The organism is Pseudomonas tensinigenes (genome assembly GCF_014268445.2).
In the GTDB taxonomy this organism is placed as follows: Bacteria; Pseudomonadota; Gammaproteobacteria; order Pseudomonadales; family Pseudomonadaceae; genus Aquipseudomonas; species Aquipseudomonas tensinigenes.
The window spans coordinates 2,176,952-2,202,929 of the sequence record NZ_CP077089.1 but is presented as its reverse complement, the minus strand read 5'-3'; the positions used below and the strand labels follow the sequence as shown (position 1 = coordinate 2,202,929).

General features: G+C 59.6%; 23 protein-coding genes. 19 read left to right on the top strand and 4 right to left on the bottom strand.

Features of this window, described 5'->3' with window-relative positions; all coding sequences use genetic code 11:
• Window positions 1–25: 25 nt before the first annotated feature.
• From HU718_RS09755 to HU718_RS09740, 4 genes are all read left to right on the top strand, one after another.
• Window positions 26–1,333, top strand: a complete 1,308-nt coding sequence (locus tag HU718_RS09755) for a urate hydroxylase PuuD (protein ID WP_102901186.1) — start codon at window positions 26–28, stop codon at window positions 1,331–1,333.
• 166 nt (window positions 1,334–1,499) lie between these two features.
• On the top strand, window positions 1,500–2,858 hold the full coding sequence (locus tag HU718_RS09750; protein WP_186616556.1) for a nucleobase:cation symporter-2 family protein: 1,359 nt from the start codon (window positions 1,500–1,502) through the stop codon (window positions 2,856–2,858).
• 163 nt (window positions 2,859–3,021) lie between these two features.
• Window positions 3,022–3,807, top strand: a complete 786-nt coding sequence (locus tag HU718_RS09745) for an outer membrane protein OmpK (protein WP_016982869.1) — start codon at window positions 3,022–3,024, stop codon at window positions 3,805–3,807.
• Between the two features lie 373 nt (window positions 3,808–4,180).
• Window positions 4,181–4,966 (top strand): outer membrane protein OmpK, encoded by a 786-nt coding sequence (locus HU718_RS09740; protein WP_186616555.1) that lies wholly within the window; start codon window positions 4,181–4,183, stop codon window positions 4,964–4,966.
• A gap of 88 nt (window positions 4,967–5,054) precedes the next feature.
• On the opposite strand, the gene HU718_RS09735 is transcribed toward HU718_RS09740, so the two are convergent.
• Both HU718_RS09735 and HU718_RS09730 read right to left on the bottom strand, forming a co-directional pair.
• Complete coding sequence (locus HU718_RS09735; RefSeq protein ID WP_186616554.1) at window positions 5,055–6,212, bottom strand: patatin-like phospholipase family protein; 1,158 nt, start codon at window positions 6,210–6,212, stop codon at window positions 5,055–5,057.
• 35 nt (window positions 6,213–6,247) lie between these two features.
• A complete protein-coding gene (locus HU718_RS09730) occupies window positions 6,248–7,180 on the bottom strand; it encodes a lipid A biosynthesis lauroyl acyltransferase (protein ID WP_095050911.1) in 933 nt (310 codons plus the stop codon).
• 117 nt (window positions 7,181–7,297) lie between these two features.
• On the opposite strand from HU718_RS09730, the gene minC reads away from it, so the two are divergent.
• The 8 genes from minC to HU718_RS09690 all read left to right on the top strand — a co-directional run bounded on the left by minC (window position 7,298) and on the right by HU718_RS09690 (window position 15,554).
• The gene (minC, locus tag HU718_RS09725) at window positions 7,298–8,035 is read left to right on the top strand and encodes a septum site-determining protein MinC (protein WP_095114357.1); all 738 of its coding nucleotides are present in this window, start codon (window positions 7,298–7,300) and stop codon (window positions 8,033–8,035) included.
• Window positions 8,036–8,204: 169 nt separating this feature from the next.
• Window positions 8,205–9,017 carry a septum site-determining protein MinD gene (minD, locus tag HU718_RS09720; RefSeq protein WP_007913953.1) on the top strand — a complete coding sequence of 271 codons (813 nt, stop codon included), beginning with the start codon at window positions 8,205–8,207 and terminating at the stop codon, window positions 9,015–9,017.
• Window positions 9,017–9,271, top strand: a complete 255-nt coding sequence (gene minE / locus HU718_RS09715) for a cell division topological specificity factor MinE (protein WP_003223146.1) — start codon at window positions 9,017–9,019, stop codon at window positions 9,269–9,271. Before minD ends, minE begins: the two co-directional genes overlap by 1 nt.
• Window positions 9,272–9,440: 169 nt before the next feature.
• Window positions 9,441–10,076, top strand: a complete 636-nt coding sequence (locus HU718_RS09710) for an RluA family pseudouridine synthase (RefSeq protein WP_016982865.1) — start codon at window positions 9,441–9,443, stop codon at window positions 10,074–10,076.
• Window positions 10,077–10,254: 178 nt separating this feature from the next.
• Window positions 10,255–11,544 carry a M18 family aminopeptidase gene (locus HU718_RS09705; RefSeq protein WP_007919200.1) on the top strand — a complete coding sequence of 430 codons (1,290 nt, stop codon included), beginning with the start codon at window positions 10,255–10,257 and terminating at the stop codon, window positions 11,542–11,544.
• 203 nt (window positions 11,545–11,747) lie between these two features.
• Complete coding sequence (locus HU718_RS09700; RefSeq protein WP_016982863.1) at window positions 11,748–11,924, top strand: hypothetical protein; 177 nt, start codon at window positions 11,748–11,750, stop codon at window positions 11,922–11,924.
• A gap of 77 nt (window positions 11,925–12,001) precedes the next feature.
• Window positions 12,002–14,155 (top strand): mechanosensitive ion channel family protein, encoded by a 2,154-nt coding sequence (locus tag HU718_RS09695; RefSeq protein ID WP_186616553.1) that lies wholly within the window; start codon window positions 12,002–12,004, stop codon window positions 14,153–14,155.
• Between the two features lie 64 nt (window positions 14,156–14,219).
• On the top strand, window positions 14,220–15,554 hold the full coding sequence (locus HU718_RS09690) for an amidohydrolase (protein WP_186616552.1): 1,335 nt from the start codon (window positions 14,220–14,222) through the stop codon (window positions 15,552–15,554).
• Between the two features lie 566 nt (window positions 15,555–16,120).
• Here HU718_RS09690 and HU718_RS09685 read toward each other — a convergent pair.
• Complete coding sequence (locus HU718_RS09685) at window positions 16,121–16,834, bottom strand: UTRA domain-containing protein (RefSeq protein WP_102901192.1); 714 nt, start codon at window positions 16,832–16,834, stop codon at window positions 16,121–16,123.
• A gap of 351 nt (window positions 16,835–17,185) precedes the next feature.
• Here HU718_RS09685 and HU718_RS09680 point away from each other — a divergent pair, with 351 nt between their 5' ends.
• From HU718_RS09680 to HU718_RS09655, 6 genes are all read left to right on the top strand, one after another.
• Complete coding sequence (locus HU718_RS09680; protein ID WP_186616724.1) at window positions 17,186–18,253, top strand: ABC transporter substrate-binding protein; 1,068 nt, start codon at window positions 17,186–17,188, stop codon at window positions 18,251–18,253.
• 181 nt (window positions 18,254–18,434) lie between these two features.
• The gene (locus HU718_RS09675) at window positions 18,435–19,241 is read left to right on the top strand and encodes an alkaline phosphatase family protein (RefSeq protein WP_150708792.1); all 807 of its coding nucleotides are present in this window, start codon (window positions 18,435–18,437) and stop codon (window positions 19,239–19,241) included.
• A 5-nt stretch (window positions 19,242–19,246) separates the two neighbouring features.
• The gene (locus HU718_RS09670) at window positions 19,247–20,083 is read left to right on the top strand and encodes an ABC transporter permease (protein WP_172604543.1); all 837 of its coding nucleotides are present in this window, start codon (window positions 19,247–19,249) and stop codon (window positions 20,081–20,083) included.
• Window positions 20,070–20,870, top strand: coding sequence for an ABC transporter permease (locus HU718_RS09665; protein WP_034156555.1), 801 nt, complete (start codon window positions 20,070–20,072; stop codon window positions 20,868–20,870). The genes HU718_RS09670 and HU718_RS09665 overlap by 14 nt, the downstream gene beginning before the upstream one ends.
• Complete coding sequence (locus HU718_RS09660) at window positions 20,867–21,856, top strand: ABC transporter ATP-binding protein (protein WP_186616723.1); 990 nt, start codon at window positions 20,867–20,869, stop codon at window positions 21,854–21,856. The genes HU718_RS09665 and HU718_RS09660 overlap by 4 nt, the downstream gene beginning before the upstream one ends.
• Before the next feature lie 111 nt (window positions 21,857–21,967).
• Complete coding sequence (locus HU718_RS09655; protein ID WP_007916329.1) at window positions 21,968–22,621, top strand: HAD family hydrolase; 654 nt, start codon at window positions 21,968–21,970, stop codon at window positions 22,619–22,621.
• Between the two features lie 145 nt (window positions 22,622–22,766).
• Here HU718_RS09655 and HU718_RS09650 read toward each other — a convergent pair whose 3' ends face one another.
• Entirely contained in the window at window positions 22,767–23,729 is a 963-nt protein-coding gene (locus HU718_RS09650; RefSeq protein ID WP_095119987.1) for a zinc-binding dehydrogenase, read from the bottom strand.
• Window positions 23,730–23,867: 138 nt separating this feature from the next.
• Here HU718_RS09650 and HU718_RS09645 point away from each other — a divergent pair, with 138 nt between their 5' ends.
• Entirely contained in the window at window positions 23,868–25,952 is a 2,085-nt protein-coding gene (locus HU718_RS09645; protein WP_186616722.1) for a carboxy terminal-processing peptidase, read from the top strand.
• The last annotated feature ends 26 nt before the right edge of the window (window positions 25,953–25,978 follow it).

Genomic DNA, 25,978 nt, shown 5'->3' with positions numbered 1-25,978 from the left:
GAGTGACAGGCGAGAGGTAAAGACTGTGGAAGCACATCTGTTGGAATGGCTGAACCTGAGCGTGCGCTGGGTTCACATGATTACTGGCGTGGCCTGGATCGGCGCGTCGTTCTACTTCGTCTGGCTGGAGAACAACCTCAACCGCGTCAACCCGAAAACCGGCCTGGCCGGTGACCTGTGGGCGATCCACGGTGGCGGTATCTATCACCTCGAAAAATACAAACTGGCCCCGCCGGCGATGCCGGAAAACCTGCACTGGTTCAAATGGGAAGCCTACTTCACCTGGATGTCGGGTATCGCGCTGCTGTGCGTGGTGTTCTACTCCAATCCAACGCTCTACCTGCTGGCTCCGGGCAGCACCCTGAGCGGCCCTGAAGGCGTGGCCATCGGTATCGGCTCGCTGTTTATCGGCTGGTTCATCTACTCCTTCCTCTGTGATTCGGCCCTGGGCAAACGCCCTGCTCTGCTCGGCTTCATTCTGTTCGTGCTGATCATCGGCGCGGCGTACGGCTTCAGCAAAGTGTTCAGCGGTCGTGGTGCGTACCTGCACGTCGGCGCGATCATCGGCACGATCATGGTCGGTAACGTGTTCCGCATCATCATGCCGGCGCAACGCGCACTGGTCGCGGCGATTGCCGAAAACCGCACGCCGGATCCGGCGCTGCCAGCCAAAGGCTTGCTGCGTTCGCGTCACAACAACTACTTCACCCTGCCGGTGCTGTTCATCATGATCAGCAACCACTTCCCGAGCACTTATGGCAGCCAGTACAACTGGTTGATCCTGGCCGGGATCGCGGTGTTGGCGGTGTTGGTGCGTCACTACTTCAACACCCGTCACGACAGCCACAAGTTTGCCTGGACCCTGCCAGTGGCAGCGGTGGGCATGATCAGTCTGGCGTACGTCACCGGCCCGATGCCGATGTCGACCGCGCCGGAAGTGGCCAAGGCACCAGCGAAAATCGAGTACCAACCGCTGCCGGAAACGGCACTGGGCGGTGGCTTGAAACCGGCTGAAGCAGCACCGGCAGCCCCTGCTGAACCTGCTGCACCAGCACAAGCCTCCAACGCAGGCCCGGGTTTCGACAAAGTGCACACAGTGATCCAGGAACGCTGCGCGGTTTGCCACTCGGCCAAACCAACCAGTCCGTTGTTCAGCGCAGCTCCGGCGGGTGTGATGCTCGACACCCCTGAGCAGATCCGTCAGAACGCGGCGCGCATCCAGGCGCAAGCCATCACCACGCAGATCATGCCACTGGGCAACATCACTCAGATGACCCAGCAGGAACGTGACCTGATCGGTGCATGGATCGCCCAGGGAGCACAGACCAACTAAGCAACAAAGCTTCGCGAGCAGGCTCGCTCCCACAGAGATCGCGCATTTCCTGTGGGAGCGAGCCTGCTCGCGAATCGCCTTAACGCGGTTTACCTGATGCACAGAAACAGCTGTGAGCAACCCGGCAGCTGTTCAATCACAAGAATAAAAAGATCCGAGGTGTTGCATGTCCGAGCTGTCCAAAGCGCGCATCCCCGACGCACCCGCCATTCAGCGATTGCCCCTTTTGCAACTGATCCTGGTCGGTTTGCAACATGTTCTGCTGATGTACGGTGGTGCCATCGCGGTGCCGCTGATCATTGGACAGGCCGCTGGCCTGAGTCGTGAAGAAATTGCCTTCCTGATCAACGCCGACCTGCTGGTCGCCGGTATCGCCACCATCGTGCAATCCATGGGCATCGGCCCGATGGGCATTCGCATGCCGGTGATGATGGGCGCCAGTTTTGCTGCAGTCGGCAGCATGGTCGCCATGGCCGGCATGCCCGGTATCGGCCTGCAAGGCATCTTCGGTGCGACGATCGCCGCCGGTTTCTTCGGCATGCTCATCGCGCCGTTCATGTCCAAAGTCGTGCGCTTCTTCCCGCCACTGGTGACCGGCACGGTCATCACCTCGATCGGTTTGTCGCTGTTCCCCGTGGCCGTGAATTGGGCCGGTGGCGGCGCTGCCGCTGCGCAATTCGGCTCACCGATTTATCTGGCCATCGCCGCTCTGGTGCTGGGCACGATTCTGTTGATTCACCGCTTTATGCGCGGTTTCTGGGTCAACATCTCCGTACTGATCGGCATGTGCTTTGGCTACCTGCTGTGCGGTGCGATCGGCATGGTCGATCTGAGTGGCATGGCCAACGCGCCATGGGTTCAATTCGTCACTCCACTGCATTTCGGCATGCCGAAATTCGAACTGGCACCGATCCTGTCGATGTGTCTGGTGGTGGTGATCATCTTCGTCGAGTCGACCGGGATGTTTTTGGCGCTGGGCAAGATCACCGGCCAGGAAGTCTGCCCACGCATGCTGCGTCGCGGCTTGCTGTGCGATGCCGGCGCCTCGTTCGTGGCGGGTTTCTTCAACACGTTTACCCACTCCTCTTTCGCGCAGAACATCGGTTTGGTGCAGATGACCGGTGTACGTTGCCGCTCGGTGACCATCGTTGCCGGTGGCTTGCTGATCGTGTTGAGCCTGCTGCCGAAAGCAGCGTTTCTGGTGGCGTCGATTCCGCCGGCGGTACTCGGCGGCGCAGCGATTGCGATGTTCGGAATGGTCGCGGCCACCGGCATCAAGATTCTCCAGGAAGCCGACATCGGTGACCGTCGCAACCAGTTGCTGGTCGCGGTGAGCATCGGCATGGGCCTGATCCCGGTGGTGCGTCCGGAGTTCTTCGCGCACCTGCCAATGTGGATGAGCCCGATTACCCACAGCGGCATCGCCATGGCCACGCTCAGTGCGCTGACGCTGAACCTGCTGTTCAACATTCTCGGCGGCAAAGAGCGCGCAGAGATCAACGACTGCCACGCGCACCAGCACTAACGAAGTCACCACAAAACCCTGTGGGAGCGAGCCTGCTCGCGAAAGCGGTGTGTCATTCAACAATGATGGCGACTGACACGCCCTCTTCGCGAGCAGGCTCGCTCCCACAAGGGCTAAGCAACAGCTCTGCGCCTCAAACAATAAAAACAAGAGGGAGCAACAGATGATTCGCACGCAAACCAACGTTCTGTTGAGTGGCGGCCTGCTGGCCGCGAGTCAGGCCATGGCCGGCGATTTACTGCTGTGGCAGACCAACAGCCTCAGCTATCTGTACGGCAAGAATTTTGCGATCAACCCGTCGATCCAGCAGACGCTGACCTTCGAGCACGCCGACAAGTGGAAGTACGGCGACAACTTCCTGTTCGTCGACAAGATCTTCTACAACGGCAAAGAAGACGCGAACAAAGGCCCGCACGCGTTCTACGGTGAATTCACCCCGCGCTTCTCGTTCGGCAAGATCTTCGACCAGAAACTCGAGTTCGGCCCGATCAAAGACGTCTTGCTGGCGATGACTTACGAGTACGGCGAAGGCGACAGCGAGGCCTACCTGATCGGCCCCGGTTTCGACCTCAAGGTGCCCGGCTTCAACTACGTCACCCTGAACATCTTCCGCCGCCAGACCGAAGGCCCGCGCCCCGGCGACGGCGTCTGGCAGATCACCCCCGGCTGGTCCTACAGCTTTCCTTTAGGCAATTCCGATGTGCTGATCGACGGCTACCTCGATTGGGTAGTCGACAACGACGAGAACTCGCGCGGCACCTACCACGCCAACCTGCACATCAACCCGCAGATCAAATATGACCTGGGCAAAGCCTTGGGCTGGAGCCACAAGCAGCTGTACGTTGGCACCGAATACAGTTATTGGAAAAACAAATACGGCGTCGAAAATACGCACAACTTCGACACCAATCAGAACACCGCCAGCCTGCTGGTCAAGGTGCACTTCTAAGATGGCCCGCAACCATGCCCCATGCCTGTCGTCGGTGCTCTGTTGCGGGGCACTTGAGGCCTGGCCGTTGAGTCAGTATTCTCCGCGGCCTCTTGAATTCGGTCTAAAAAAAAGCCCGGATTTAATTCCTGACCGAAAAGCCAACTTATCCCGGCCCCGGTCAGTACCGAGGCATCCCGAAAACACACTCAATCGACTGTTTTTCAGCAGCCGAGCGGGTGTTTTTTTGCTTTTCGAAAGCCTTGGCTCGGCTCTTGCTAACAGCAACGAAGCTGACCGATCGGATGACTTTTGCAGCAACGAAAAAAGGCGCCACACCAGAGCGCCGATCTTAAAAAAATAAACGTGCAACACCTACTTTGGGAGCAACCGAATGAAACGTATGTGCACCAGCCTGATGCTCGCGGGATCGATGTTGGCCGGCGGCCAGGCCATGGCCGAAGGCCTGCTGCAGTGGCAGAACAACAGCCTGACCTACCTCTATGGCAAGGACTTCCAGGTCAACCCGCGCATCCAGCAGACCGTCACCTTCGAACACGCGGATGCGTGGACGTACGGCGACAACTTCTTCTTCCTCGACAAGATCTTCTACAACGGTGGCAAGGACTTCAGCAACGGTCCGAACACCTACTACGGTGAGTTCAGCCCGCGCATCTCGCTGGGCAAAGTGCTCGACCAGAAGATCGAGTTCGGCCCGATCAAAGACGTCCTGGTGGCGATGACTTACGAGTTCGGCGAAGGCGACACCGAGTCGTACCTGATCGGTCCAGGCTTCGACCTGGCGATCCCGGGCTTCGACTACTTCCAGTTGAACTTCTACCAGCGCCACACCCAAGGTGCTCGCGCCGGTGACAACGTCTGGCAGATCACCCCGGTCTGGTCGTACACCATCCCGGTCGGCAAGTCGGACATCCTGATCGACGGCTTCATGGACTGGGTCACCGACAACGATTCCAACTCCAAAGGCGATTACCACGCCAACCTGCACTTCAACCCACAGGTCAAATACGACTTGGGCAAGGCGCTGAGTTTTGGCGAGAAGCAGTTGTATGTCGGTGTGGAATACGACTACTGGAAAGACAAGTACGGCATCGACGACACCGGTGCGTTCAAGACCAATCAGAGCACCACGAGCTTCCTGGTGAAGTTCCACTTCTGATAAAAATCAAAAGATCGCAGGCTTCGCCAGCTCCTACAGGGATAGCGCATTCCAATGTAGGAGCTGCCGAAGGCTGCGATCTTTTGCTTTAAAATGGCAATCCCAAAAACCGGCACAGCTCCTCGCGCTTGGCCAACGCATCGCGCCGCCCCAAATCAATCAACTCGCTGCAATACCCCGCCTCGAACAGCAGATAACTCAACACCCCAGCCCCACTGGTCTTGGTCGCTCCCGGCCCGCGCAAAAACAAACGCAACGCCGCCGGCAATTCCTGGCGATGCCGCGCCGCGATCTCATCAATTGGCTGACTCGGCGAAATCACCAGCACTTCCACCGGCGCCACACCGAGCTCGCGGGTCGGCGTGCCGGCGGGCATTAAGTGGCTGAACTGGTTGAGACGCTGCAGCAACTCGATGTCGCTCTCCAGGCTGTCAATGAACGTGCTGTTGAGCATGTGCCCGCCGATCTGCGCCAGCGTCGGCTGTTGCCCCGTGTAAGCGCGCTCCAGCGGCTGCTGCGGATCAAACCCGCGCGGGTTGCCGCTGACACCCACCACCAGCACCCGGCTCGCGCCTAAGTGCAGCGCCGGGCTGATCGGCGCCGATTGCCGCACCGCGCCATCGCCAAAGTATTCATCGCCAATTTTCACCGGCGCGAACAGCAACGGAATCGCCGAACTGGCCAGCAAGTGATCCACCGACAATTGCGTCGGCACGCCAATGCGCCGATGGCGCAGCCATGAATCGATCTTGCCGCCGCCCTGATAGAACGTCACCGCTTGCCCCGACTCATAGCCGAACGCAGTCACCGCCACGGCATGTAGTTGCTTGCGCGCGATGGATTCGGCGATGCCGGGCATGTGCAGTTTTTCATTGAGCAGTTCGCGCAGCGGCGAACTGTTGAGCAGCGCCACCGGCAATTGTCGACCGAGGCCGAGCAGGCTGTGGCTGACAAAGCGGCTGGCCTGACGGATAACCCCGGGCCAGTCACTGCGCAGCACGCGATGACTGCGAAAGCCCTGCCAGAACAAGGTGAGACGCTCGATCGCAGCACGAAAATCCGTGGCACCACTGGCGAGACTGACCGCATTGATCGCCCCGGCCGAGGTGCCGACGATCACCGGAAACGGATTGTCCGCGCCCACCGGCAGCAATTCGGCAATCGCCGCCAGCACCCCCACCTGATACGCCGCCCGAGCCCCGCCGCCGGAAAGAATCAAACCTGTGACCGGTTCAGCTGGGTTCATCGCAACACTCCATGGTGCTTGAAAGGATGGGTGAATCAACCGCGTTTGGCGTACAGCTTTGGCTCGCCCGGTGGACGGCTCTTGAAGCGACGGTGCGCCCACAGATATTGCTCGGGGCAGGCACGCAAAGCGCTCTCGACCCACTGGTTGATGCGGATGCAGTCGGCTTCTTCGGTTTCGCCAGGGAAATCTTCCAGCGGCGGATGAATCACCAAGCGATAACCACTGCCGTCGGCCAGACGCTCCTGCGTGAACGGCACGACCAGCGCCTTGCCCAGACGGGCAAATTTCGTTGTCGCCGTAACGGTCGCGGCTTGAATACCGAACAGCGGCACGAAGATGCTCTGCTTGGCGCCGTAATCCTGATCCGGCGCATACCAGATCGCGCGACCGGAACGCAGCAATTTGAGCATGCCGCGCACGTCGTCACGCTCCACCGCCAGCGAATCGAGGTTGTGCCGCTCGCGGCCCTGACGCTGAACGTAGTCAAACAACGGATTCTTGTGCTCGCGGTACATGCCGTCGATGGTGTGCTGCTGGCCGAGCAACGCCGCGCCGATTTCCAGCGTGGTGAAATGCGCCGCCATCAGGATCACGCCTTTGCCTTCGCGCTGGGCCTTTTGCAAATGCTCCAGGCCTTCAACGTGGGCCAGCTTGGCCAGACGTTCACGCGACCACCACCAGCTCATGGCCATTTCAAAGAAAGCGATGCCGGTGGAGGCGAAGTTCTCCTTGAGCAGACGTTTGCGCTCGGCGGCGGATTTTTCCGGGAAGCACAGCTCAAGATTGCGCTTGGCAATGCGCCGCCGGTCGCCGGCCACGCGATACATCAACGCGCCCAAAACTCGACCGATGGTCAGCAACGCCGGATACGGCAACTGCACGATCAGCCATAAAAGCCCCAGACCGCACCAGAGCGGCCAGAAGCGTGGAGCAAGAAATGCTTTTCGAAAACGCGGGCGATCCATTAAAGCTTCCGTAAATACAGTGGCCGCGCATTCTACATCGTTCGACCCGGCTTGCGGCCTGCGGGCGTTCTCGTTATAAGTCTCGGCACTTTTAGTGACAAGCCGTTGTATGCCGACATGAGCCAAACCGAACCGTTAGACCAAGATCCCGTATTCCAGCTCAAGGGCAGCATGCTGGCCATTACTGTGCTGGAACTGGCCCGTAACGACCTCGAAAGCCTCGATCGGCAATTGGCCGCCAAAGTCGCCCAGGCGCCGAACTTCTTCAGCAACGCGCCGCTGGTTCTGGCGCTGGACAAACTGCCGCCGAGCGAAGGCGCCGTCGATCTGCCGGGCCTGATGCGCGTCTGCCGTCAACATGGCCTGCGCACCCTGGCGATTCGCGCCAGCCGCATCGAAGACATCGCCGCCGCCATCGCCATCGACATTCCGGTGCTGCCGCCGTCCGGCGCCCGTGAGCGGCCGCTGGAAACAGCGGAAGCCGAAGTCAAAAAGAAACCGGAAAAACCGCCGGAGCCAACGGTCAAACCGACCCGCGTCATCACCACGCCAGTACGTGGTGGCCAACAGATATATGCGCAGGGTGGCGATTTGGTCGTGGTGTCTTCGGTCAGTCCGGGGGCGGAACTTCTCGCCGATGGCAACATCCATGTATACGGCCCGATGCGCGGTCGGGCGCTGGCCGGCGTGAAGGGTGACACCAAGGCACGGATTTTCTGTCAGCAATTGAGCGCTGAACTGATCTCCATCGCCGGTCATTACAAGGTTTCCGAAGATTTGCGTCGCGACCCTATGTGGGGCTCGGGCGTACAGGTCAGCCTGTCGGGCGACGTGTTGAACATCATTCGGCTTTAACGGATACTGCCGCATTTTCCAAGCATCTCTAAAACGTAGCGAAAACGGCTCAAACGAAGTAGGAAAAAGGCTCAACGCCGAATTCCAGCCAAGGCTGTCCGACTGCAGTAGTTTTCAAGAGATGTTTTTCAGGGGCTAAAAAGTCCTTCTTCCTTAGGGGTGAAACACCTTGGCCAAGATTCTCGTGGTTACATCCGGCAAGGGTGGTGTGGGTAAGACCACCACCAGCGCCGCTATCGGTACCGGCCTCGCTCTGCGCGGCCACAAAACAGTGATCGTCGACTTCGACGTGGGCTTGCGTAACCTTGACCTGATCATGGGTTGCGAGCGCCGCGTGGTGTATGACTTCGTCAACGTGGTCAACGGCGAAGCCAACCTGCAACAGGCCCTGATCAAAGACAAGCGCCTGGAAAACCTCTACGTACTGGCTGCCAGTCAGACCCGCGACAAAGACGCGCTGACTGTCGAAGGCGTGGAAAAAGTCCTGATGGAACTCAAGGAGCAATTCGAGTTCGTCGTCTGCGACTCCCCGGCCGGCATCGAAAAAGGTGCGCACCTGGCCATGTACTTCGCTGATGAAGCGATCGTCGTGACCAACCCGGAAGTGTCTTCGGTACGAGATTCGGACCGCATGCTCGGCCTGCTGGCGAGCAAATCGCGTCGTGCCGAACGTGGCGAAGACCCGATCAAGGAACACCTGCTGATCACTCGCTACCACCCGGAGCGTGTTGAAAAGGGCGAGATGCTGGGCGTTGAAGACGTCAAGGAAATCCTCTCGGTAACCCTGCTCGGCGTGATCCCGGAATCCCAGGCGGTACTCAAGGCATCCAACCAGGGCGTGCCGGTGATTCTCGACGACCAGAGCGATGCCGGTCAGGCTTACAGCGATACCGTCGACCGTTTGCTGGGCAAAGAAAAAGCCCACCGTTTCCTCGATGTCGAGAAGAAGGGATTCTTCGAGCGCCTGTTTGGAGGTAGGTAATGAACCTTTTTGACTTCTTTCGTGCCAACAAAAAGCCAAGTACCGCCTCGGTAGCGAAAGAGCGTCTGCAGATCATCGTGGCGCATGAGCGCGGCCAGCGCAGCACGCCGGATTACTTGCCAGCCTTGCAGAAGGAACTGGTCGACGTGATCCGCAAGTACGTCAACATCGGCAACGACGACGTACATGTTGCACTGGAAAGCCAGGGCAGTTGCTCGATTCTGGAACTCAACATCACCCTGCCCGATCGCTGAGTCGATTTGGCAGTCGCTACGGCGGCTCGGACTATTGATGCTTGTGTAGGAGCTGCCGAAGGCTGCGATCTTTTGATCTTCAACGTCAAAAGATCGCAGCCTTCGGCAGCTCCTACAGGGTTATCAGCAGTTCCGAGCCGCCGTTGGCATTTGTTACGAGGCTGTTTTAATGCCGCTGTCCAACATCCACATCCTCCATCAGGACGCCGCCGTACTGGTGGTGAACAAACCGACGTTGCTGCTCTCGGTGCCCGGTCGCGCTGACGACAACAAGGATTGCCTGATTACCCGTTTGCAGGAAAACGGCTACCCGGAAGCGCGCATCGTCCATCGTCTGGACTGGGAAACCTCCGGCATCATTCTGCTCGCCCGTGACGCCGACACGCACCGCGAATTGTCGCGCCAGTTTCACGACCGCGAAACCGAAAAGGCCTACACCGCTTTGGCCTGGGGTCAGCCGGAACTCGACAGTGGCAGCATCGACTTGCCGCTGCGTTATGACCCGCCGACCAAACCGCGTCATGTGGTCGACCATGAATTCGGCAAGCATGCGCTGACCTTCTGGCGTGTACTGGAGCGTTGCGGTGACTGGTGTCGTGTAGAGTTGACGCCGATCACTGGTCGTTCGCACCAGTTGCGCGTGCACATGCTGTCGATCGGGCATCCGCTGCTGGGTGACGGGCTCTACGCCCACGAGCAGGCGCTGGCGGCATGGCCACGCCTGTGCCTGCACGCGAGCATGCTCAGCTTCACCCACCCGCAAACCGGCGAACGCCTGCGCTTCGAGTGCCCTGCGCCGTTCTGACAGACCACACTGCCCCCTGTGGGAGCGAGCCTGCTCGCGAAAGCGGTTTCACATTCAGCATTGATGTTGACTGATCAATCGCTTTCGCGAGCAGGCTCGCTCCCACAAGGGTTCGGGTGCAGATTCAATTCCCCGGCCGATGCGTTAAACTCCCGCCCATTGCTGTCTGGAGTTTCTTATGCGCGAAGAGTTGAACCAAGGCCTGATCGACTTTCTCAAGGCCTCCCCTACCCCGTTCCACGCCACTGCCAGTCTGGTGCAGCGTCTGGAGGCTGCCGGTTTCGTGCGCCTCGACGAGCGCGAACCATGGACCACCGAGCCGAACGGCCGCTATTACGTCACCCGCAACGACTCCTCGATAGTCGCGATCAAAATGGGCCGCACTTCGCCACTGCACGGCGGCATCCGCCTGGTCGGCGCGCACACCGACAGCCCGTGCCTGCGGGTCAAGCCGCAACCGGAGTTGCAGCGTCAGGGCTTCTGGCAACTGGGCGTTGAAGTCTACGGCGGCGCGCTGCTGGCACCGTGGTTCGACCGCGACCTGTCGCTGGCCGGCCGCGTAACCTTCCGCCGCGACGGCAAGGTCGAAAGCCAGTTGATCGATTTCAAGGCACCGATCGCGATCATTCCCAACCTGGCCATTCACCTCAACCGTGAAGCCAATCAGGGGTGGGCGATCAACGCGCAGACCGAACTGCCGCCGATCCTCGCGCAATTTGCCGGTGACGAGCGCGTCGATTTTCGCGCCGTACTCACTGATCAACTGGCCCGCGAACATGGCCTGAACGCCGACGTCGTGCTGGATTACGAGTTGAGCTTCTACGACACGCAAAGTGCTGCGGTCATCGGCCTCAATGGCGACTTCATCGCCGGCGCGCGCCTCGACAACCTGCTGTCGTGCTACGCCGGCCTGCAAGCCTTGCTCACCGCCGAAACCGACGAAACCTGCGTTCTGGTGTGCAACGACCACGAAGAAGTCGGCTCCTGCTCGGCCTGCGGCGCCGATGGCCCGATGCTCGAACAGACCCTGCGTCGTCTGCTGCCGGAAGGTGACGAGTTCGTCCGCACCATCCAGAAATCTCTGCTGGTGTCGGCCGACAACGCCCACGGCGTGCACCCGAATTACGCGGAAAAGCACGACGCCAACCACGGCCCGAAACTCAACGCCGGCCCGGTGATCAAGGTCAACAGCAACCAGCGCTACGCCACCAACAGCGAAACCGCCGGCTTCTTCCGCCACCTGTGCATGGCCGAAGAAGTCCCGGTGCAAAGCTTCGTGGTCCGCAGTGACATGGGCTGCGGTTCGACCATCGGCCCGATCACCGCCAGCCACCTCGGTGTGCGTACTGTCGATATCGGCCTGCCGACCTTCGCCATGCACTCGATCCGCGAACTGTGCGGCAGCCACGACCTGGCGCATCTGGTCAAAGTGCTGAGCGCGTTCTACGCCTGCCGCGAGTTGCCTTAAAAGCTTCGCGAGCAGGTCGAATCGTCGCACCGTCGCTCCCACCTTGGAATGCATTTCAAATGTGGGAGCGAGCCTGCTCGCGAAAGCGTCAGTCCAGGCAGCACAAATTTCATTTTGAAACCGGCTCAATTCTGATACACATCAGAACCGCTCCACCAAAACCGACCTAGACTTACATCATTCATTTCGACAAGGCAGTCTCCATGATCTCGATGTCTTCGTTCCACGCCATGCTCATTCCCATCCTGTGCGGAATGATCCTGTTGGCGATCGGTTTCAACTTCCGTGACAAGAACGCCGGGGTGTTTGCCATGTGGGTCGGCATGCTGACGATCCTCGCCACGGTGGTGTACAAGATCCTCGCCAAACTCAACGAATAAATCCGCGCCCGGCTCGCATTGCATTAGTGGGCCTCGTACACTCCAGCGAATCCGCCCCTTGCGAGGTTGACCGCCTAGTGTTCGCTCGTCTTTTTGCTTTGCCCAGCCTGTTTCTCGTCTGCCTGATGACGCTGTTGCCGCTGGCCCCCGCCCACGCGGTCGGTTTGCCCGGTCTGCTCAACACCAACAAGGCCCAACCGGAAGCCCAGGAACCGCTCGGCCAGTCCCTCGACGAAGTCATCAAGTCGCTGGAAAACGACAAGCAACGCGCACAGCTGCTGACCGATCTGAAGAAGCTTCGCGACGCCACCAAAAAAGCCCAGGCCAGCCCTGAAGAAGGCGTGCTCGGCCTGATCGGCGGCACCCTGTCCAACTTCGAAAAACAATTTACCGGCGCCGACAGCCCGCTCAATCGCTGGGGCAACGAGTTCGACCTGGCCAAGGAAGAGCTGAGCGACATGATGTTGCCGGCCAACGAATGGCTGCCGATCATCTTCGGCTTCGCCATGATCCTCGCCGTGTGGAGTCTGCTTGCCGCCGCGCTGATCTGGCTCGGCCATCGGGTACGCATGCGCTTCGGCCTCACCGAAGAATTGCCGCAGCATCCCAAAGCCCTCGACATGCTGCGCTTTGCATTACGCAAGCTCGGGCCGTGGCTGATCGCCTTGGTGATGACGGTTTACATGAGCTACGCATTGCCGTCTTCACTGGGCAAAAGCCTGGCGATGGTGCTCGCCTATGCGTTGGTGGTCGGCACCTGTTTCTCGGCGATCTGCGTGATCGCGTTTTCCCTGCTCGATGGCCCGCATCGCCATCGGGCGCTGTACATCCTGCGTCATCAGGCGTTTCGGCCGCTGTGGCTGATCGGCAGCTTCGCCGCGTTCGGTGAGGCGCTGAACGATCCACGCCTGATCGAAAGCCTGGGCGTGCATCTGGCCCACACCGCCGCGACCATCGCCAATGTCCTCGCGGCGCTGTCGACTGGTCTGTTCATCCTGCGTTTCCGCCGACCGATTGCGCACCTGATCCGCAACCAGCCGCTGTCGCGACGCCTGACCCGCCGCGCCCTCAGCGACACCATCGAAATCCTCGGTACCTTCTGGTACGTGCCGGCGCTGGTGCTGGTCGGCATCTCGCTGTTCGCCACGTTCGTTTCCGCCGGCGACACCAGCACGGCATTGCGCCAATCGCTGATCTGCACCGTGCTGCTGGTGATGTGCATGGTGATCAACGGCCTCGTGCGCCGCCACTCACTGAAACCGCAACGCGGACCGAAACGCCACGCGCTGTACTCCGAACGCCTGAAAAACTTCTTCTACACTCTCGCGCACCTGGTGGTCTGGCTGGTCTTCATCGAACTCGGCCTGCGCGTGTGGGGCCAGTCGCTGATCGGTTTCGCCGAGGGCGAAGGGCATGATGTCAGCGTCAAACTGTTCAGCCTGATCGGCACACTGATTTTCTCCTGGCTGATCTGGATCCTCGCCGACACCGCCGTGCATCACGCCCTCACCCGCTCGCGCAAAGGTCTGGCGAATGCCCGTGCGCAAACGATGATGCCGCTGATCCGCAACGTGCTGTTCGTGGCGATTTTCATCATCGCGTTGATCGTCGCGCTGGCGAACATGGGCATGAACGTCACGCCACTGCTGGCCGGTGCCGGTGTGATCGGTCTGGCCATCGGTTTCGGCGCGCAGTCGCTGGTTGCGGATTTGATCACCGGTCTGTTCATCATCATCGAAGACTCGCTGGCCATCGACGATTACGTGGATGTCGGCGGGCACCTCGGCACCGTCGAAGGCCTGACCATCCGCACCGTGCGCCTGCGCGATATCGACGGCATCGTCCACACCATCCCGTTCAGCGAAATCAAAAGCATCAAGAACTACTCACGGGAGTTCGGCTACGCGATCTTCCGTGTGGCGGTGCCGTACAACATGGAAATCGACGACGCGATCAAACTGATGCGTGAAGTCGGCCAGAAGATGCGCACCGATCCATTGCAGCGACGCAACATCTGGTCGCCGCTGGAGATACAGGGCGTCGAAAGTTTCGAATCCGGCAGCGCGATCCTGCGCGCACGGTTCAAGACCGCGCCGATCAAACAGTGGGAAGTGTCCCGAGCCTTCAACCTGTCGCTCAAGCGCCATCTCGACGAAGCCGGACTCGATCTGGCAACGCCGCGCATGAGCGTGCAAGTGATCACTGCCGGTGGCGGCGAGCCGAAGGAATAGCACTCAAGCGCGCGGTTGCAGTCACAGGCAGGGAAGCCCGACAACAATAATCAAGGAGAAACCGATGCAACTGACGCGCATTGCCCAAGCCGTTCTACTCAGCCTGTTCGCCAGCCACGCTGGCGCCGCGACGTTGGAAAGCACCCGCACAACGATCGCCGAACAGGCGCAAAAACTCGAACCGGAACTGCTGGAAACCCGCCGCGACATCCACGCTCATCCAGAACTCGGCAACACGGAAAAACGCACCGCCGAGCTGGTCGCCAAACAACTCAAAGCGATGGGCCTGGACGTCAAAACCGGCGTCGCCCGTACCGGCGTGGTCGCCGTCCTCAAAGGCGCCCTCCCCGGCCCGACCGTGGCCCTGCGCGCCGACATGGACGCGCTGCCGGTCAAGGAAGTCTCCGACCTGCCGTTCGCCTCGAAAGCCAAAGGCACCTACCTCGACAAAGAAGTCGACGTCATGCACGCCTGCGGCCACGACGCCCACACCGCGATCCTGCTGAGCACGGCGAAAATTCTCACAGGCATGCGCGACACCCTGCCCGGCACCGTGGTGTTCTACTTCCAGCCCGCCGAGGAAGGCCCAAGCGACTTCATCCCCGACGGCAAAAACACCTGGGGCGCAAAAATGATGATCGAGGAAGGCGTAATGAAATCGCCAAAACCCGACGCCGTTTTCGGCCTGCACGTCTGGGCCGGCGTCCCCGCCGGCCAGATCGCCTACCGCCCCGGCGCCACCCTCGCCAGCTCCGACGATCTACGGATCAAAATCCTCGGCAAACAGACCCACGCCGGCCGCCCATGGGACGGCATCGACCCGATCACCGTCGGCGCGCAAACCATCGTCGGCCTGCAAACCGTGGTCAGCCGCCGCACCGACATATCCTCTTACCCGTCAGTGGTCAGCATCGGCACCATCAACGGCGGAACGCGCTACAACATCATTCCCGAATCCGTGGACATGACCGGCACGATCCGCTCCTACGACTACGGCATCCGCCAGAAACTGCACGCCGACGTCCGCCAGACCGTGGAAAAAATCGCCGAAAGCGGTGGCGCGAAAGCGGATGTCACCATCATCGAAAAATACGACCCGACCATTAACAACCCGGCACTGACGGAAAAAATGCTGCCGACGTTGAAGTGGGCGGCCAAGGATGATGTGGTGAATGCACCGCTGGTGGGCGGCGCGGAAGACTTTTCTTTCTATGCCAAGGAAGTACCGGGTTTGTTTGTGTTTCTCGGCGTGACACCGCGGGATCAGGACATGAGCAAGGCCGCGCCGAATCACAATCCGGGGTTCTTTGTGGATGAGTCGGCGTTGGTGGTAGGCGTGAGGACATTGGCCTCGTTGGCGACGGATTATTTGTATGCCAATGCGGGGACAGGCAAGTAGGGATGAGGTGACTGTGGGGGCGCTTTCGCGAGCAGGCTCGCTCCCACATTTGGACCGTGTGCAGCCTGTCAGAAACAGGTCGGCTGTCAGGACGCTATCGCGAGCAGGCTCACTCCTACAAGGGATCGAGTACATCCGCAAGAAACAGGTCGGCTGTCAGGCCGCCATCGCCGGCAAGCCAGCTCCCACAGGGATTGAGTCCAACCGGTAAACCTATATCGCTTCTGCTTCTCACCACTCAACACAATGAGCGCAAGCTCGAGTACCGCTCTTGATCTTGATCCACGGGCGACGTCGGAAGGCTGAGTGGAGGGATTGATCCGGGGGTGGGAGCGCAGCGACCGTTTGGCGAAGCCAAACACAGCGAGAGGAGGTGCAGCGAAGCAAACCGTAGGCGCTGCGCCCGGATCGATCCCGGAGCGAAGGGACCCCGAGCCCCAGCGAGCGGGCCGCACGCAGGAGCAAGCCTTTTTGGTTACTTTTTCGGCGTCTGGAAAAAGTGACCCGCCGTAAGGGCGGAACCCTAATCAGCAACACCCGCAGCAACGGATATACCCCCAAAACGCTCAAACAACATCAACCCCGACATGAATCGCATCATGCCGCCAAAACTCCAGATCACAATCAATCAACCGCTCATGCTGATCATAATTAACCCGAGCAATCCTTAACCCCGGACTCCCCACCGACACCCGCAAAGCCGCCGCCGCATCCACAGACAGTGACGTAGGCACAATCTCAAAGCGCACCCGCCCATAGTGCAAATCGTAATGCCGCGCATACAACTCGGTCATCGACTGATTCAAATCAAACCCCAGAATCCCCGGAAAAAACTGCGGATTCAAATAATGCTCAACATAAAGCACCAACCGCCCATCAATGCGCCGCGACCGGCAAATCTGAATCACGCTCGACAACGCCGGCAACTGCAACCACGCACACACCGCCGCCGACGCCGGCTGCAACCGCGCCGAAATCACCTCGGTCGACGGCACACGCCCCTGCGCACTGACCATCGCGTGAAAGTGACTGCGCTGCATCAGGTTGTACGCCAGACGCGGCGGCGAGACGAACCAGCCACGGCGCTCCTCACGATAAATCTGCCCCTGCGCCTCCAACTGCAACAACGCCTCACGCACAGTAATCCGTGTGGTGCCGAACAACTCACTGAGCTTGCGCTCGGCCGGCAACTTGCTGCCCGCTGCCAACAACCCGTGATCGAGCTGCTCCTGCAACACCTGGCCAATGGCTGTCACCGCTTTTGTTGCCTCATCGCGCATCAACGTTACCTATCTGGACTAGACCAGCACTGTTTCAGGGCAAAACCGCACGGCGATCAAGCCGTTTTCTGATGATGCAAGCCTAGGCAGTGCAGATGACCGAGAGATGACAAAACTACCGAACGGTCGTCTTCACGACTTGCAATACATCGGCCAAGTCCCTTGCTCTCCGGGCGTTTGGGCATGGTCTACGCTTATCTGACACCCGCCAATACCGGGCAAATAAAAGGCCTGCCACAAGGCCGCCGACATCAAAGTGTCATCCAGCCCCCTTAAATTGGCTCAGGTATTGCTGACCTAGACCAACAACCACCGCAAACGCAGCGTTGAACACGACCAAGGAGCTTCGGAATGAAACAGCTTTTCCTGGCAACACTGTTAGGCTCGACCATTGCAATGTGTACCTCGGCCATGGCCGCCGGCACCGATCTGAAAACCCTCGAAGCCGCTGCGAAAGCGGAAGGCGCCGTCAACAGTGTCGGCATGCCCGATGACTGGGCCAACTGGAAAGGCACCTGGGAAGACCTGGCCAAAACCTACGGCCTCAAGCACATCGACACCGACATGAGTTCCGCCCAGGAAATCGCCAAGTTCGCCGCCGAGAAAGACAATGCCACCGCCGACATCGGCGACGTCGGTGCGGCCTTCGGCCCGATCGCGGTCAAGCAAGGCGTGGTGCAACCGTACAAGCCAAGCACCTGGGATCAAGTCCCGGACTGGGCCAAGGACAAGGACGGCAACTGGGCACTGGCCTACACCGGCACCATCGCGTTCATCATTAACAAAAAGCTGCTGCACGGCTCCGAAGTACCGACCAAATGGGCTGACCTCAAGGGCGGCAAATACAAGGTTTCCATTGGTGACGTGAGCACCGCCGCCCAAGCCGCCAACGGCGTTCTGGCTGCCGCACTGGCCAACGGTGGCGACGAGAAAAACATCAAGCCTGCGCTGCTGCTGTTCGCTGACATCGCCAAGCAAGGTCGCCTGTCGATGGCCAACCCGACCATCGCCACCATGGAAAAAGGCGAGATCGAAGTCGGTGTGGTCTGGGACTTCAACGGCCTCAGCTACAAAGCCAAAATGGCCAACCCGGATGACTACGTGGTGCTGATCCCGTCCGACGGCTCGGTGATTTCCGGCTACACCACGATCATCAACAAGTACGCGAAAAACCCGAACGCCGCCAAGCTGACCCGCGAATACATCTTCAGCGACGCCGGCCAGACCAACCTCGCCCGCGGCAACGCCCGCCCGATCCGCGCCGAGCACCTGCAACTGCCGGAAGACGTGAAGGCCAAACTGCTGCCGAACGAGCAGTACAAAAAGGTCACCCCGATCAAAGACGCCGATGCGTGGGAAAAGACTTCCAAGGCCCTGCCACAGCAGTGGAACGAGGAAGTCATCGTAGAGATGAAATAAAGCGGCTGATCACTACTGTGTGATCTGTTGAAGATCCAAATGTGGGAGCGAGCCTGCTCGCGAAGGCGTCGTGGCAGTCAACGTCAATGTTGAATGATCTGCCGCATTCGCGAGCAGGCTCGCTCCCACAGGGGATCTCGGCTGAATCTGAAATTTCCTGTTTCGCGGAGTTTTTGCCCCTATGAAGCACAACGTCATCCTTGTCGTGCTCGACGGCCTCAACTACGAGGTCGCGCGTCACGCCATGGGGCATCTGCAGGCTTATGTTGGCGCAGGACGCGCCGCGCTCTACCAGTTGGAGTGCGAACTGCCGGCCCTGTCCCGACCGCTTTATGAATGCATCCTCACCGGCGTGCCGCCGATCGACAGCGGCATCGTCCACAACAACGTCTCGCGCCTGTCCAACCAGCGCAGCATTTATCACTACGCCCGCGATGCCGGTTTGAAAACCGCTGCGGCGGCGTATCACTGGGTCAGCGAGTTATATAACCGTTCACCGTTCGTGGCGGCACGCGACCGCCACACCGACAATCTGTCGCTGCCGATCCAGCACGGGCATTTCTACTGGAGCGATCACTATCCGGATTCGCACCTGTTCGCCGACGCGGAAAACCTGCGCCTGCGCCACGATCCGAACTTCCTGCTGATCCACCCGATGAACATCGACGACGCCGGGCACAAGCACGGTCTCGACTCTTCGCAATACCGCAACAGCGCGCGCTTCGCCGACATCATCCTCGCCGATTATCTGCAGAGCTGGCTCGACGCTGGCTATCAGGTGTTGGTGACCGCCGACCACGGCATGAACAACGATCGCTCGCACAACGGCCTGTTGCCAGAAGAGCGCCAAGTGCCACTGTTTGTCCTCGGTGACGCGTTCAGCCTCGACGCGAGCGCCGCACCCAAGCAGACGGAAATCTGCGGCACCGTCTGCGAACTGCTCGGCGTGCCCCACGACAAACCTGTGTGCCGGGAGTTGCTCAAGTGAACTCGATGACTCGCGGCAAATGGCTGGCGGCGTTGTGCCTGGTGCCCTTCGCGCTGTTCTTTATCGTCTTCGAAATCGCCCCGCTGGTCTGGGTGATGATCAACAGCCTGCAATCGGAAGAGTTCGGCTGGGGCTTCGCCAACTTCAGCAAGATCTTCAGTTCGAAGTTCTACTTGCAGGCGATCCAGTACAGTCTCGAGATCAGTTTCTGGTCGAGCGTATTCGGCATCATCATTGCCGTACTCGGTGCGTATTCCTTGCGCCGGGTCGATTCAAAACTGCGCAACTTTGTGAACGCCTTCGCCAACATGACCAGCAACTTCGCGGGGGTGCCTCTGGCCTTCGCGTTCATCATCCTGCTCGGTTTCAACGGCAGCATCACCATCATGCTCAAGCAGTCGGGGATCATTCAGGATTTCAACCTGTACTCGAAAACCGGCCTGATCATCCTTTACACCTACTTCCAGATTCCGCTTGGCGTGCTTCTGCTCTACCCGGCCTTCGACGCCCTGCGCGAAGACTGGCGCGAGTCCGCCGCACTGCTTGGCGCCAATGGTTGGCAGTTCTGGCGGCACATCGGTTTGCCGGTACTGACCCCGGCGTTGCTCGGTACGTTCGTGATCCTGTTGGCCAACGCCCTCGGCGCCTACGCTACGGTTTACGCCCTGACCACCGGCAACTTCAACGTCCTGCCGATCCGTATCGCAGCAATGGTCTCCGGCGATATTTCCCTCGACCCGAATCTGGCCAGTGCCCTGGCCGTGGTGCTGGTGGCGCTGATGACCATCGTCACCGTCGTGCATCAACTGCTGTTGAAGAGGAGCTACCATGTCTCGCGCTGAATCCGGCCCGGCCGGCCTCTACCACCGCGTCGTGGTTTACCTGCTGTTCGCGATCCTCTTACTGCCGCTGGCGGGCACGCTGGTCTACTCGATCGCCAGCAGTTGGTCAGCGACCATCCTGCCCAGCGGTTTCACCTTCAAGTGGTACATCCAGCTGTGGAGCGATCCGCGTTTCCTGCACGCATTCGGCCAGTCGTTGCTGGTCTGCGTTGGCGCGCTGGTGCTTTCAGTCGTGCTGATCCTGCCACTGCTGTTTGTGGTGCATTACCACTTCCCGAAACTCGATGCGCTGATGAACATCCTGATCCTGCTGCCTTTCGCGGTGCCGCCGGTGGTGTCGTCGGTGGGTCTGTTGCAGCTCTACGGTTCCGGGCCGATGGCGATGGTCGGCACGCCATGGATCCTGATCGGTTGCTACTTCACCGTGGCCCTGCCGTTCATGTACCGGGCGATCACCAACAACCTGCAAGCGATCAACCTGCGCGACTTGATGGACGCGGCGCAACTGCTCGGCGCCAGCACCTTTCAGGCGGCGTTCCTGGTGGTGCTACCCAACCTGCGCAAAGGCCTGATGGTCGCGTTGCTGCTGTCGTTCTCGTTCCTGTTCGGTGAGTTCGTCTTCGCCAATATTCTGGTCGGCACCCGTTACGAAACCCTGCAGGTCTATCTGAACAACATGCGCAACAGCAGCGGCCACTTCACCAGTGCGCTGGTCATCTCGTACTTCTTTTTCGTGCTGGTCCTGACCTGGATCGCCAACATCTTGAACAAGGACAAAAGCGAATGAGCTATGTCAGCGTCCAACACCTGCAGAAAAACTACGCGGGCACCACGGTGTTCAGCGACATTGACTGCGAGATCAACAAGGGCGAGTTCGTCACCCTGCTCGGTCCGTCCGGTTGCGGCAAATCCACTCTGCTGCGTTGCATCGCCGGCCTGACGCCGGTGGATGGCGGCAAGATCCTGCTCGATGGCGTCGATATCGTGCCGTTGAGCCCACAGAAACGCGGGATCGGCATGGTGTTCCAGAGCTACGCGCTGTTCCCCAACATGACCGTGGAGCAGAACGTTGCCTTCGGTTTGCGCATGCAAAAGGTCAACGCCGACGACAGCCATAAACGCGTTTCCGAGGTGTTGAAACTGGTTGAACTGAACGACTTCGCCAGCCGCTATCCGCATCAACTGTCCGGAGGACAATGCCAGCGCGTCGCCCTTGCTCGCTCACTGGTCACGCGTCCGCGCTTGCTGTTGCTGGATGAGCCGCTGTCGGCGCTCGATGCGCGCATTCGTAAGCACCTGCGCGAGCAGATCCGCCAGATTCAGCGCGAACTCGGTTTGACTACGATCTTCGTCACCCACGATCAGGAAGAAGCGCTGACCATGTCTGACCGTATTTTCCTGATGAATCAAGGAAAAATCGTACAAAGCGGCGACGCCGAAACCCTCTACACGGCGCCCGTCGATGTGTTCGCCGCCGGCTTCATCGGCAACTACAACCTGCTTGATGCCGACGACGCGTCGAAGCTGCTGCAGCGCCCGATCAACCACCGCATCGCCATTCGCCCGGAAGCCATCGAGCTGAGCCTGGTAGGCGAACTCGATGCGCAGATCCGCAGCCACAGCCTGCTCGGCAACGTCATTCGCTACCGGATCGAGGCGCGCGGCGTGGAACTGGTAGTGGATGTGCTCAACCGCTCGGCCGCCGATCTGCATCCCGACGGTCAGCGTCTGGCACTTTCCATCGATCCGACGGCCCTGTGTGAAGTAGCTTAAAAGCAGCTGCAAGCTTCGAGCTACAAGCTTCAAGTTGTAGACTGCGGCGTAACTGATTTCAATTCTTGCAGCTCGACGCTTGTAGCTCGCAGCTGTTCTCGGAGAGAACCGATGGCTTTGGCAATTTTTGATCTGGACGAAACCTTGATCCACGGCGACTGCGCCACCCTCTGGAGCGAGCAAATGGGGCGCCTGGGCTGGGTCGATCCTGAATCGTTCATGCGCAAGAACAACGAACTGATGGACGCCTACAGCCATGGCAAATTGCGCATGGAAGACTACATGGAGTTCAGCCTCGAACCGCTGATCGGGCGCACGCCGGAAGAAGTCGAGCACCTGGTCGGGCCATGGGTTGAAGACTTCATCGAACCGATCATCTTCAGCGACGCGACCAAGACCATCGCCGCCCACCGCAAGGCCGGAGACCGGATTCTGGTGATCTCGGCGTCGGGCACGCACCTGGTCAGACCGATCGCCGATCGACTGGGCATCGATGAAATTCTCGGCATCGAACTGGAAGTCGCCCACGGCGTTTACAGTGGGCATACCGTTGGCACCCTGACCTACCGCGAAGGCAAGATCACCCGTTTGCTGGAATGGCTGGATGCTGAAGAAGAGAACCTGGAAGGTGCGAGTTTCTATTCCGACTCACGCAATGATCTGCCGTTGCTGTTGAAGGTAGATTTCCCGCACGTGGTGAATCCGGACCCAGTGCTGCTGGAGCACGCCGAAAAGGCCAACTGGCCAATCCATCTCTGGAAATGACAAAGATTTAATCTGCAATTGCAGGCTGACACCCCGAACCTGAGTTCAACTCCATGTGTCAGGTCGATGTAGCCCGACAGAACAACCCGTTCAGTCCCCTCTCCCTTTGGGAGAGGGTTAGGGTGAGGGGCTTTTTGCCTTGATCTCAGCTCAGACTTTCGTCAATCACCAATACCAATTTTCCAGAAACGGTATTACTCGCCAACTCCGCAAACGCCGCCTCGGCATCCTTCACCGCAAACGCCTTGGCCAACTGCGGACTCAACCGCCCTTCGGCGAACAAAGGCCACACCTGCTGGCCCAGATCACTCAACAGATCCGCCTTGAACTGATCGTCGCGGCTGCGCAACGTCGAGCCCAGCAGTTGCACACGCTTGGCCAAAACCTGCGCCAGATCCAGCTTAGCCTCACGCCCGCCCATCAAACCGATCAACACCCAGCGCCCATCCAGCGCCATCAGCTTCAGGTTCAGCGCCGAATAATTGCCGCCGACCGGATCGAGAATCACATTGAACGGCCCGAAATCACGCAGACTCTCCAGATCATCGGTGCGCACCACCCCGCCCTGCGCACCCAGCGCCTCACAGTAAGCCAGACGCTCGGCCGAACCGACGCTGACCCAGCACGGATTGCCAAACGCCTTGCACAACTGAATGGCGGCTGAACCGATTCCACTTGCGCCGGCGTGCAAGAGAACTTTCTCACCCGGTTTGAGCGCCGCAAGTTGAAACACATTCAGCCAGACTGTTGCGTAAACCTCGGGCAATGCCGCCGCCTCGATCAGCGAGACGCCTTCGGGAACCGGCAGCACGTGCCGCCCGTCGACCACCACCTCTTCGGCCATCCCGCCCCCGGCCAGCAAGGCGCAAACCCGATCGCCGACCTGCCACGCACTGCCCGCGCCGACCTCGCTGATGACCCCGGAGCACTCAAGACCGAGCACTTGGCTGGCCCCTGGCGGTGGCGGATAAAGCCCTGCTTTCTGTAATAAATCGGCGCGATTGAGGCCCGCTGCCGCCACTCGGATGCGGACTTGTCCTACATCGCACGTAGGACTCGGCTCTTCAACCCATGCCACTTGACCGTCAACGCCTTGCAATGCCTTCACAGTGCCTCCATAGTGAGTCTGGACTGAGCCCGAAGCTGTAGCGCCGGGCTTTTTGCATTATGCGACCGGCTCTCGTAGAACCGGCGACTTCAAAGACGGCCTAATATGCGTTATCAATTGTCCCCGCGTCGAATCAGCATGAAGCATTTGCTCCCCAGCACCGCCCTCGCTCTTTTCATCGGTATCGGTTTGTTGCCGGTGTCGGGCAATACATTCGCAGCCAACAGCTGGGACAAATTGCAGCCTGATCGCGATGAAGTCATCGCCAGCCTGAACGTCGTCGAGTTGCTCAAGCGTCACCACTACAGCAAGCCGCCGCTTGACGATGCGCGCTCGGTGATCATCTACGACAGCTACCTCAAGCTGCTGGATCCGTCGCGCAGCTACTTCATGGCCAGCGACATCACCGAATTCGACAAGTGGAAGACCCAGTTCGACGACTTCCTCAAAAGCGGCGACCTCAACGCCGGGTTCACCATCTACAAACGCTATCTGGACCGCGTCAAGTCGCGGCTGGACTTCGCCCTTGCCGAGCTGAACAAAGGCGTCGACAAGATGGACTTCACCACCAAGGAGACCTTGCTGATCGATCGCAAGGACGCCCCTTGGCTCAAATCCACGGCTGAACTCGACGACCTGTGGCGCAAACGCGTCAAGGACGAAGTGCTGCGGATGAAGATCGCCGGCAAAGAGCCGAAACAGATCCAGGAAACCCTGACCAAGCGCTACAAGAATCAGTTGGCGCGCCTGGACCAGACCCGTCCGGAAGACATCTTCCAGGCGTACATCAACACCTTCGCCATGTCGTACGATCCGCACACCAACTATCTGTCGCCAGATAACGCGGAAAACTTCGACATCAACATGAGCCTGTCCCTCGAGGGCATCGGTGCCGTGTTGCAGAGCGACAACGACCAGGTGAAAGTCGTGCGTCTGGTGCCGGCAGGCCCGGCCGACAAGACCAAGCAGGTCGCCCCGGCCGACAAGATCATCGGCGTTGCCCAAGGCAACAAAGAGATGGTCGACGTGGTCGGCTGGCGTCTGGACGAAGTGGTCAAGCTGATCCGCGGCCCGAAAGGCACCGTGGTGCGTCTGGAAGTGATTCCGGCGAGCAATGCGCCGAACGACCAGACCACCAAGATCGTGCCGATCACCCGTGAAGCGGTGAAGCTCGAAGATCAGGCCGTGAAGAAGTCCGTGCTCAACCTGAAACAGGACGGCAAGGACTACAAGCTCGGCGTGATCGAGATCCCGGCCTTCTACCTCGACTTCAAGGCGTTCCGTGCCGGTGATCCGGATTACAAGAGCACCACCCGCGACGTCAAGAAGCTGCTCACCGAGCTGCAGAAAGACAAAGTCGACGGCGTGGTCATCGACCTGCGCAACAACGGCGGCGGTTCCCTACAGGAAGCCACCGAGCTGACCAGTCTGTTCATCGACAAAGGCCCGACCGTACTCGTGCGTAATGCCGATGGCCGTGTCGACGTACTCGAAGATGAAAACCCGGGCGCGTTCTACAAAGGTCCGATGGCGTTGCTGGTCAACCGCTTGTCCGCCTCGGCTTCGGAGATCTTCGCCGGCGCCATGCAGGACTATCACCGCGCGCTGATCATCGGTGGCCAGACCTTCGGTAAAGGCACCGTGCAGACCATTCAGCCGCTCAACCATGGCGAACTGAAACTGACTCTGGCCAAGTTCTACCGGGTCTCCGGTCAGAGCACCCAGCATCAGGGCGTATTGCCGGACATCGACTACCCGTCGCTGATCGACACCAAGGAAATCGGCGAGAGCGCACTGCCGGAAGCCATGCCGTGGGACACCATCCGCGCGGCGATCAAACCGGCAGCCGATCCGTTCAAGCCATTCCTGGCCCAGCTCAAATCCGAACATGACACCCGCACCGCCAAGGATGCCGAGTTCGTGTTCATCCGTGACAAGCTGGCCCTGGCGCAGAAACTGATGGAAGAAAAAACCGTCAGCCTCAACGAAGCCGAGCGCCGTGCCCAGCACAACGACATCGACGCCAAGCAACTGGCGATGGAAAACATCCGTCGCAAAGCCAAAGGCGAAGAGCCGCTCAAAGAGCTGAAGAAAGAAGACGAGGACGCCCTCGCGGCCGCCGACCCGGACAAGGTCAAACCAGAAGACGATGCCTACCTGAGTGAAACCGGGCGCGTCCTGCTGGATTACCTGAAGCTGAGCAATCAGGTGGCCAAGAAGTAAGGTGATGGCAATTTAGTGCTGACGAT

What these genes read in the sequence shown, in the direction of transcription:
- HU718_RS09705 (WP_007919200.1), top strand. Translation starts at nt 10,255, where the DNA reads ATGCGCGAAGAGTTGAACCAAGGCCTGATCGACTTTCTCAAGGCCTCC.
- HU718_RS09735 (WP_186616554.1), bottom strand. Translation starts at nt 6,212, where the DNA reads ATGAACCCAGCTGAACCGGTCACAGGTTTGATTCTTTCCGGCGGCGGG.
- HU718_RS09740 (WP_186616555.1), top strand. Translation starts at nt 4,181, where the DNA reads ATGAAACGTATGTGCACCAGCCTGATGCTCGCGGGATCGATGTTGGCC.
- HU718_RS09655 (WP_007916329.1), top strand. Translation starts at nt 21,968, where the DNA reads ATGGCTTTGGCAATTTTTGATCTGGACGAAACCTTGATCCACGGCGAC.
- HU718_RS09700 (WP_016982863.1), top strand. Translation starts at nt 11,748, where the DNA reads ATGATCTCGATGTCTTCGTTCCACGCCATGCTCATTCCCATCCTGTGC.
- HU718_RS09670 (WP_172604543.1), top strand. Translation starts at nt 19,247, where the DNA reads ATGACTCGCGGCAAATGGCTGGCGGCGTTGTGCCTGGTGCCCTTCGCG.
- HU718_RS09745 (WP_016982869.1), top strand. Translation starts at nt 3,022, where the DNA reads ATGATTCGCACGCAAACCAACGTTCTGTTGAGTGGCGGCCTGCTGGCC.
- HU718_RS09675 (WP_150708792.1), top strand. Translation starts at nt 18,435, where the DNA reads ATGAAGCACAACGTCATCCTTGTCGTGCTCGACGGCCTCAACTACGAG.
- HU718_RS09710 (WP_016982865.1), top strand. Translation starts at nt 9,441, where the DNA reads ATGCCGCTGTCCAACATCCACATCCTCCATCAGGACGCCGCCGTACTG.
- HU718_RS09750 (WP_186616556.1), top strand. Translation starts at nt 1,500, where the DNA reads ATGTCCGAGCTGTCCAAAGCGCGCATCCCCGACGCACCCGCCATTCAG.
- HU718_RS09645 (WP_186616722.1), top strand. Translation starts at nt 23,868, where the DNA reads ATGAAGCATTTGCTCCCCAGCACCGCCCTCGCTCTTTTCATCGGTATC.
- HU718_RS09690 (WP_186616552.1), top strand. Translation starts at nt 14,220, where the DNA reads ATGCAACTGACGCGCATTGCCCAAGCCGTTCTACTCAGCCTGTTCGCC.
- minC (WP_095114357.1), top strand. Translation starts at nt 7,298, where the DNA reads ATGAGCCAAACCGAACCGTTAGACCAAGATCCCGTATTCCAGCTCAAG.
- HU718_RS09685 (WP_102901192.1), bottom strand. Translation starts at nt 16,834, where the DNA reads ATGCGCGATGAGGCAACAAAAGCGGTGACAGCCATTGGCCAGGTGTTG.
- minE (WP_003223146.1), top strand. Translation starts at nt 9,017, where the DNA reads ATGAACCTTTTTGACTTCTTTCGTGCCAACAAAAAGCCAAGTACCGCC.
- HU718_RS09660 (WP_186616723.1), top strand. Translation starts at nt 20,867, where the DNA reads ATGAGCTATGTCAGCGTCCAACACCTGCAGAAAAACTACGCGGGCACC.
- HU718_RS09680 (WP_186616724.1), top strand. Translation starts at nt 17,186, where the DNA reads ATGAAACAGCTTTTCCTGGCAACACTGTTAGGCTCGACCATTGCAATG.
- HU718_RS09665 (WP_034156555.1), top strand. Translation starts at nt 20,070, where the DNA reads ATGTCTCGCGCTGAATCCGGCCCGGCCGGCCTCTACCACCGCGTCGTG.
- HU718_RS09730 (WP_095050911.1), bottom strand. Translation starts at nt 7,180, where the DNA reads ATGGATCGCCCGCGTTTTCGAAAAGCATTTCTTGCTCCACGCTTCTGG.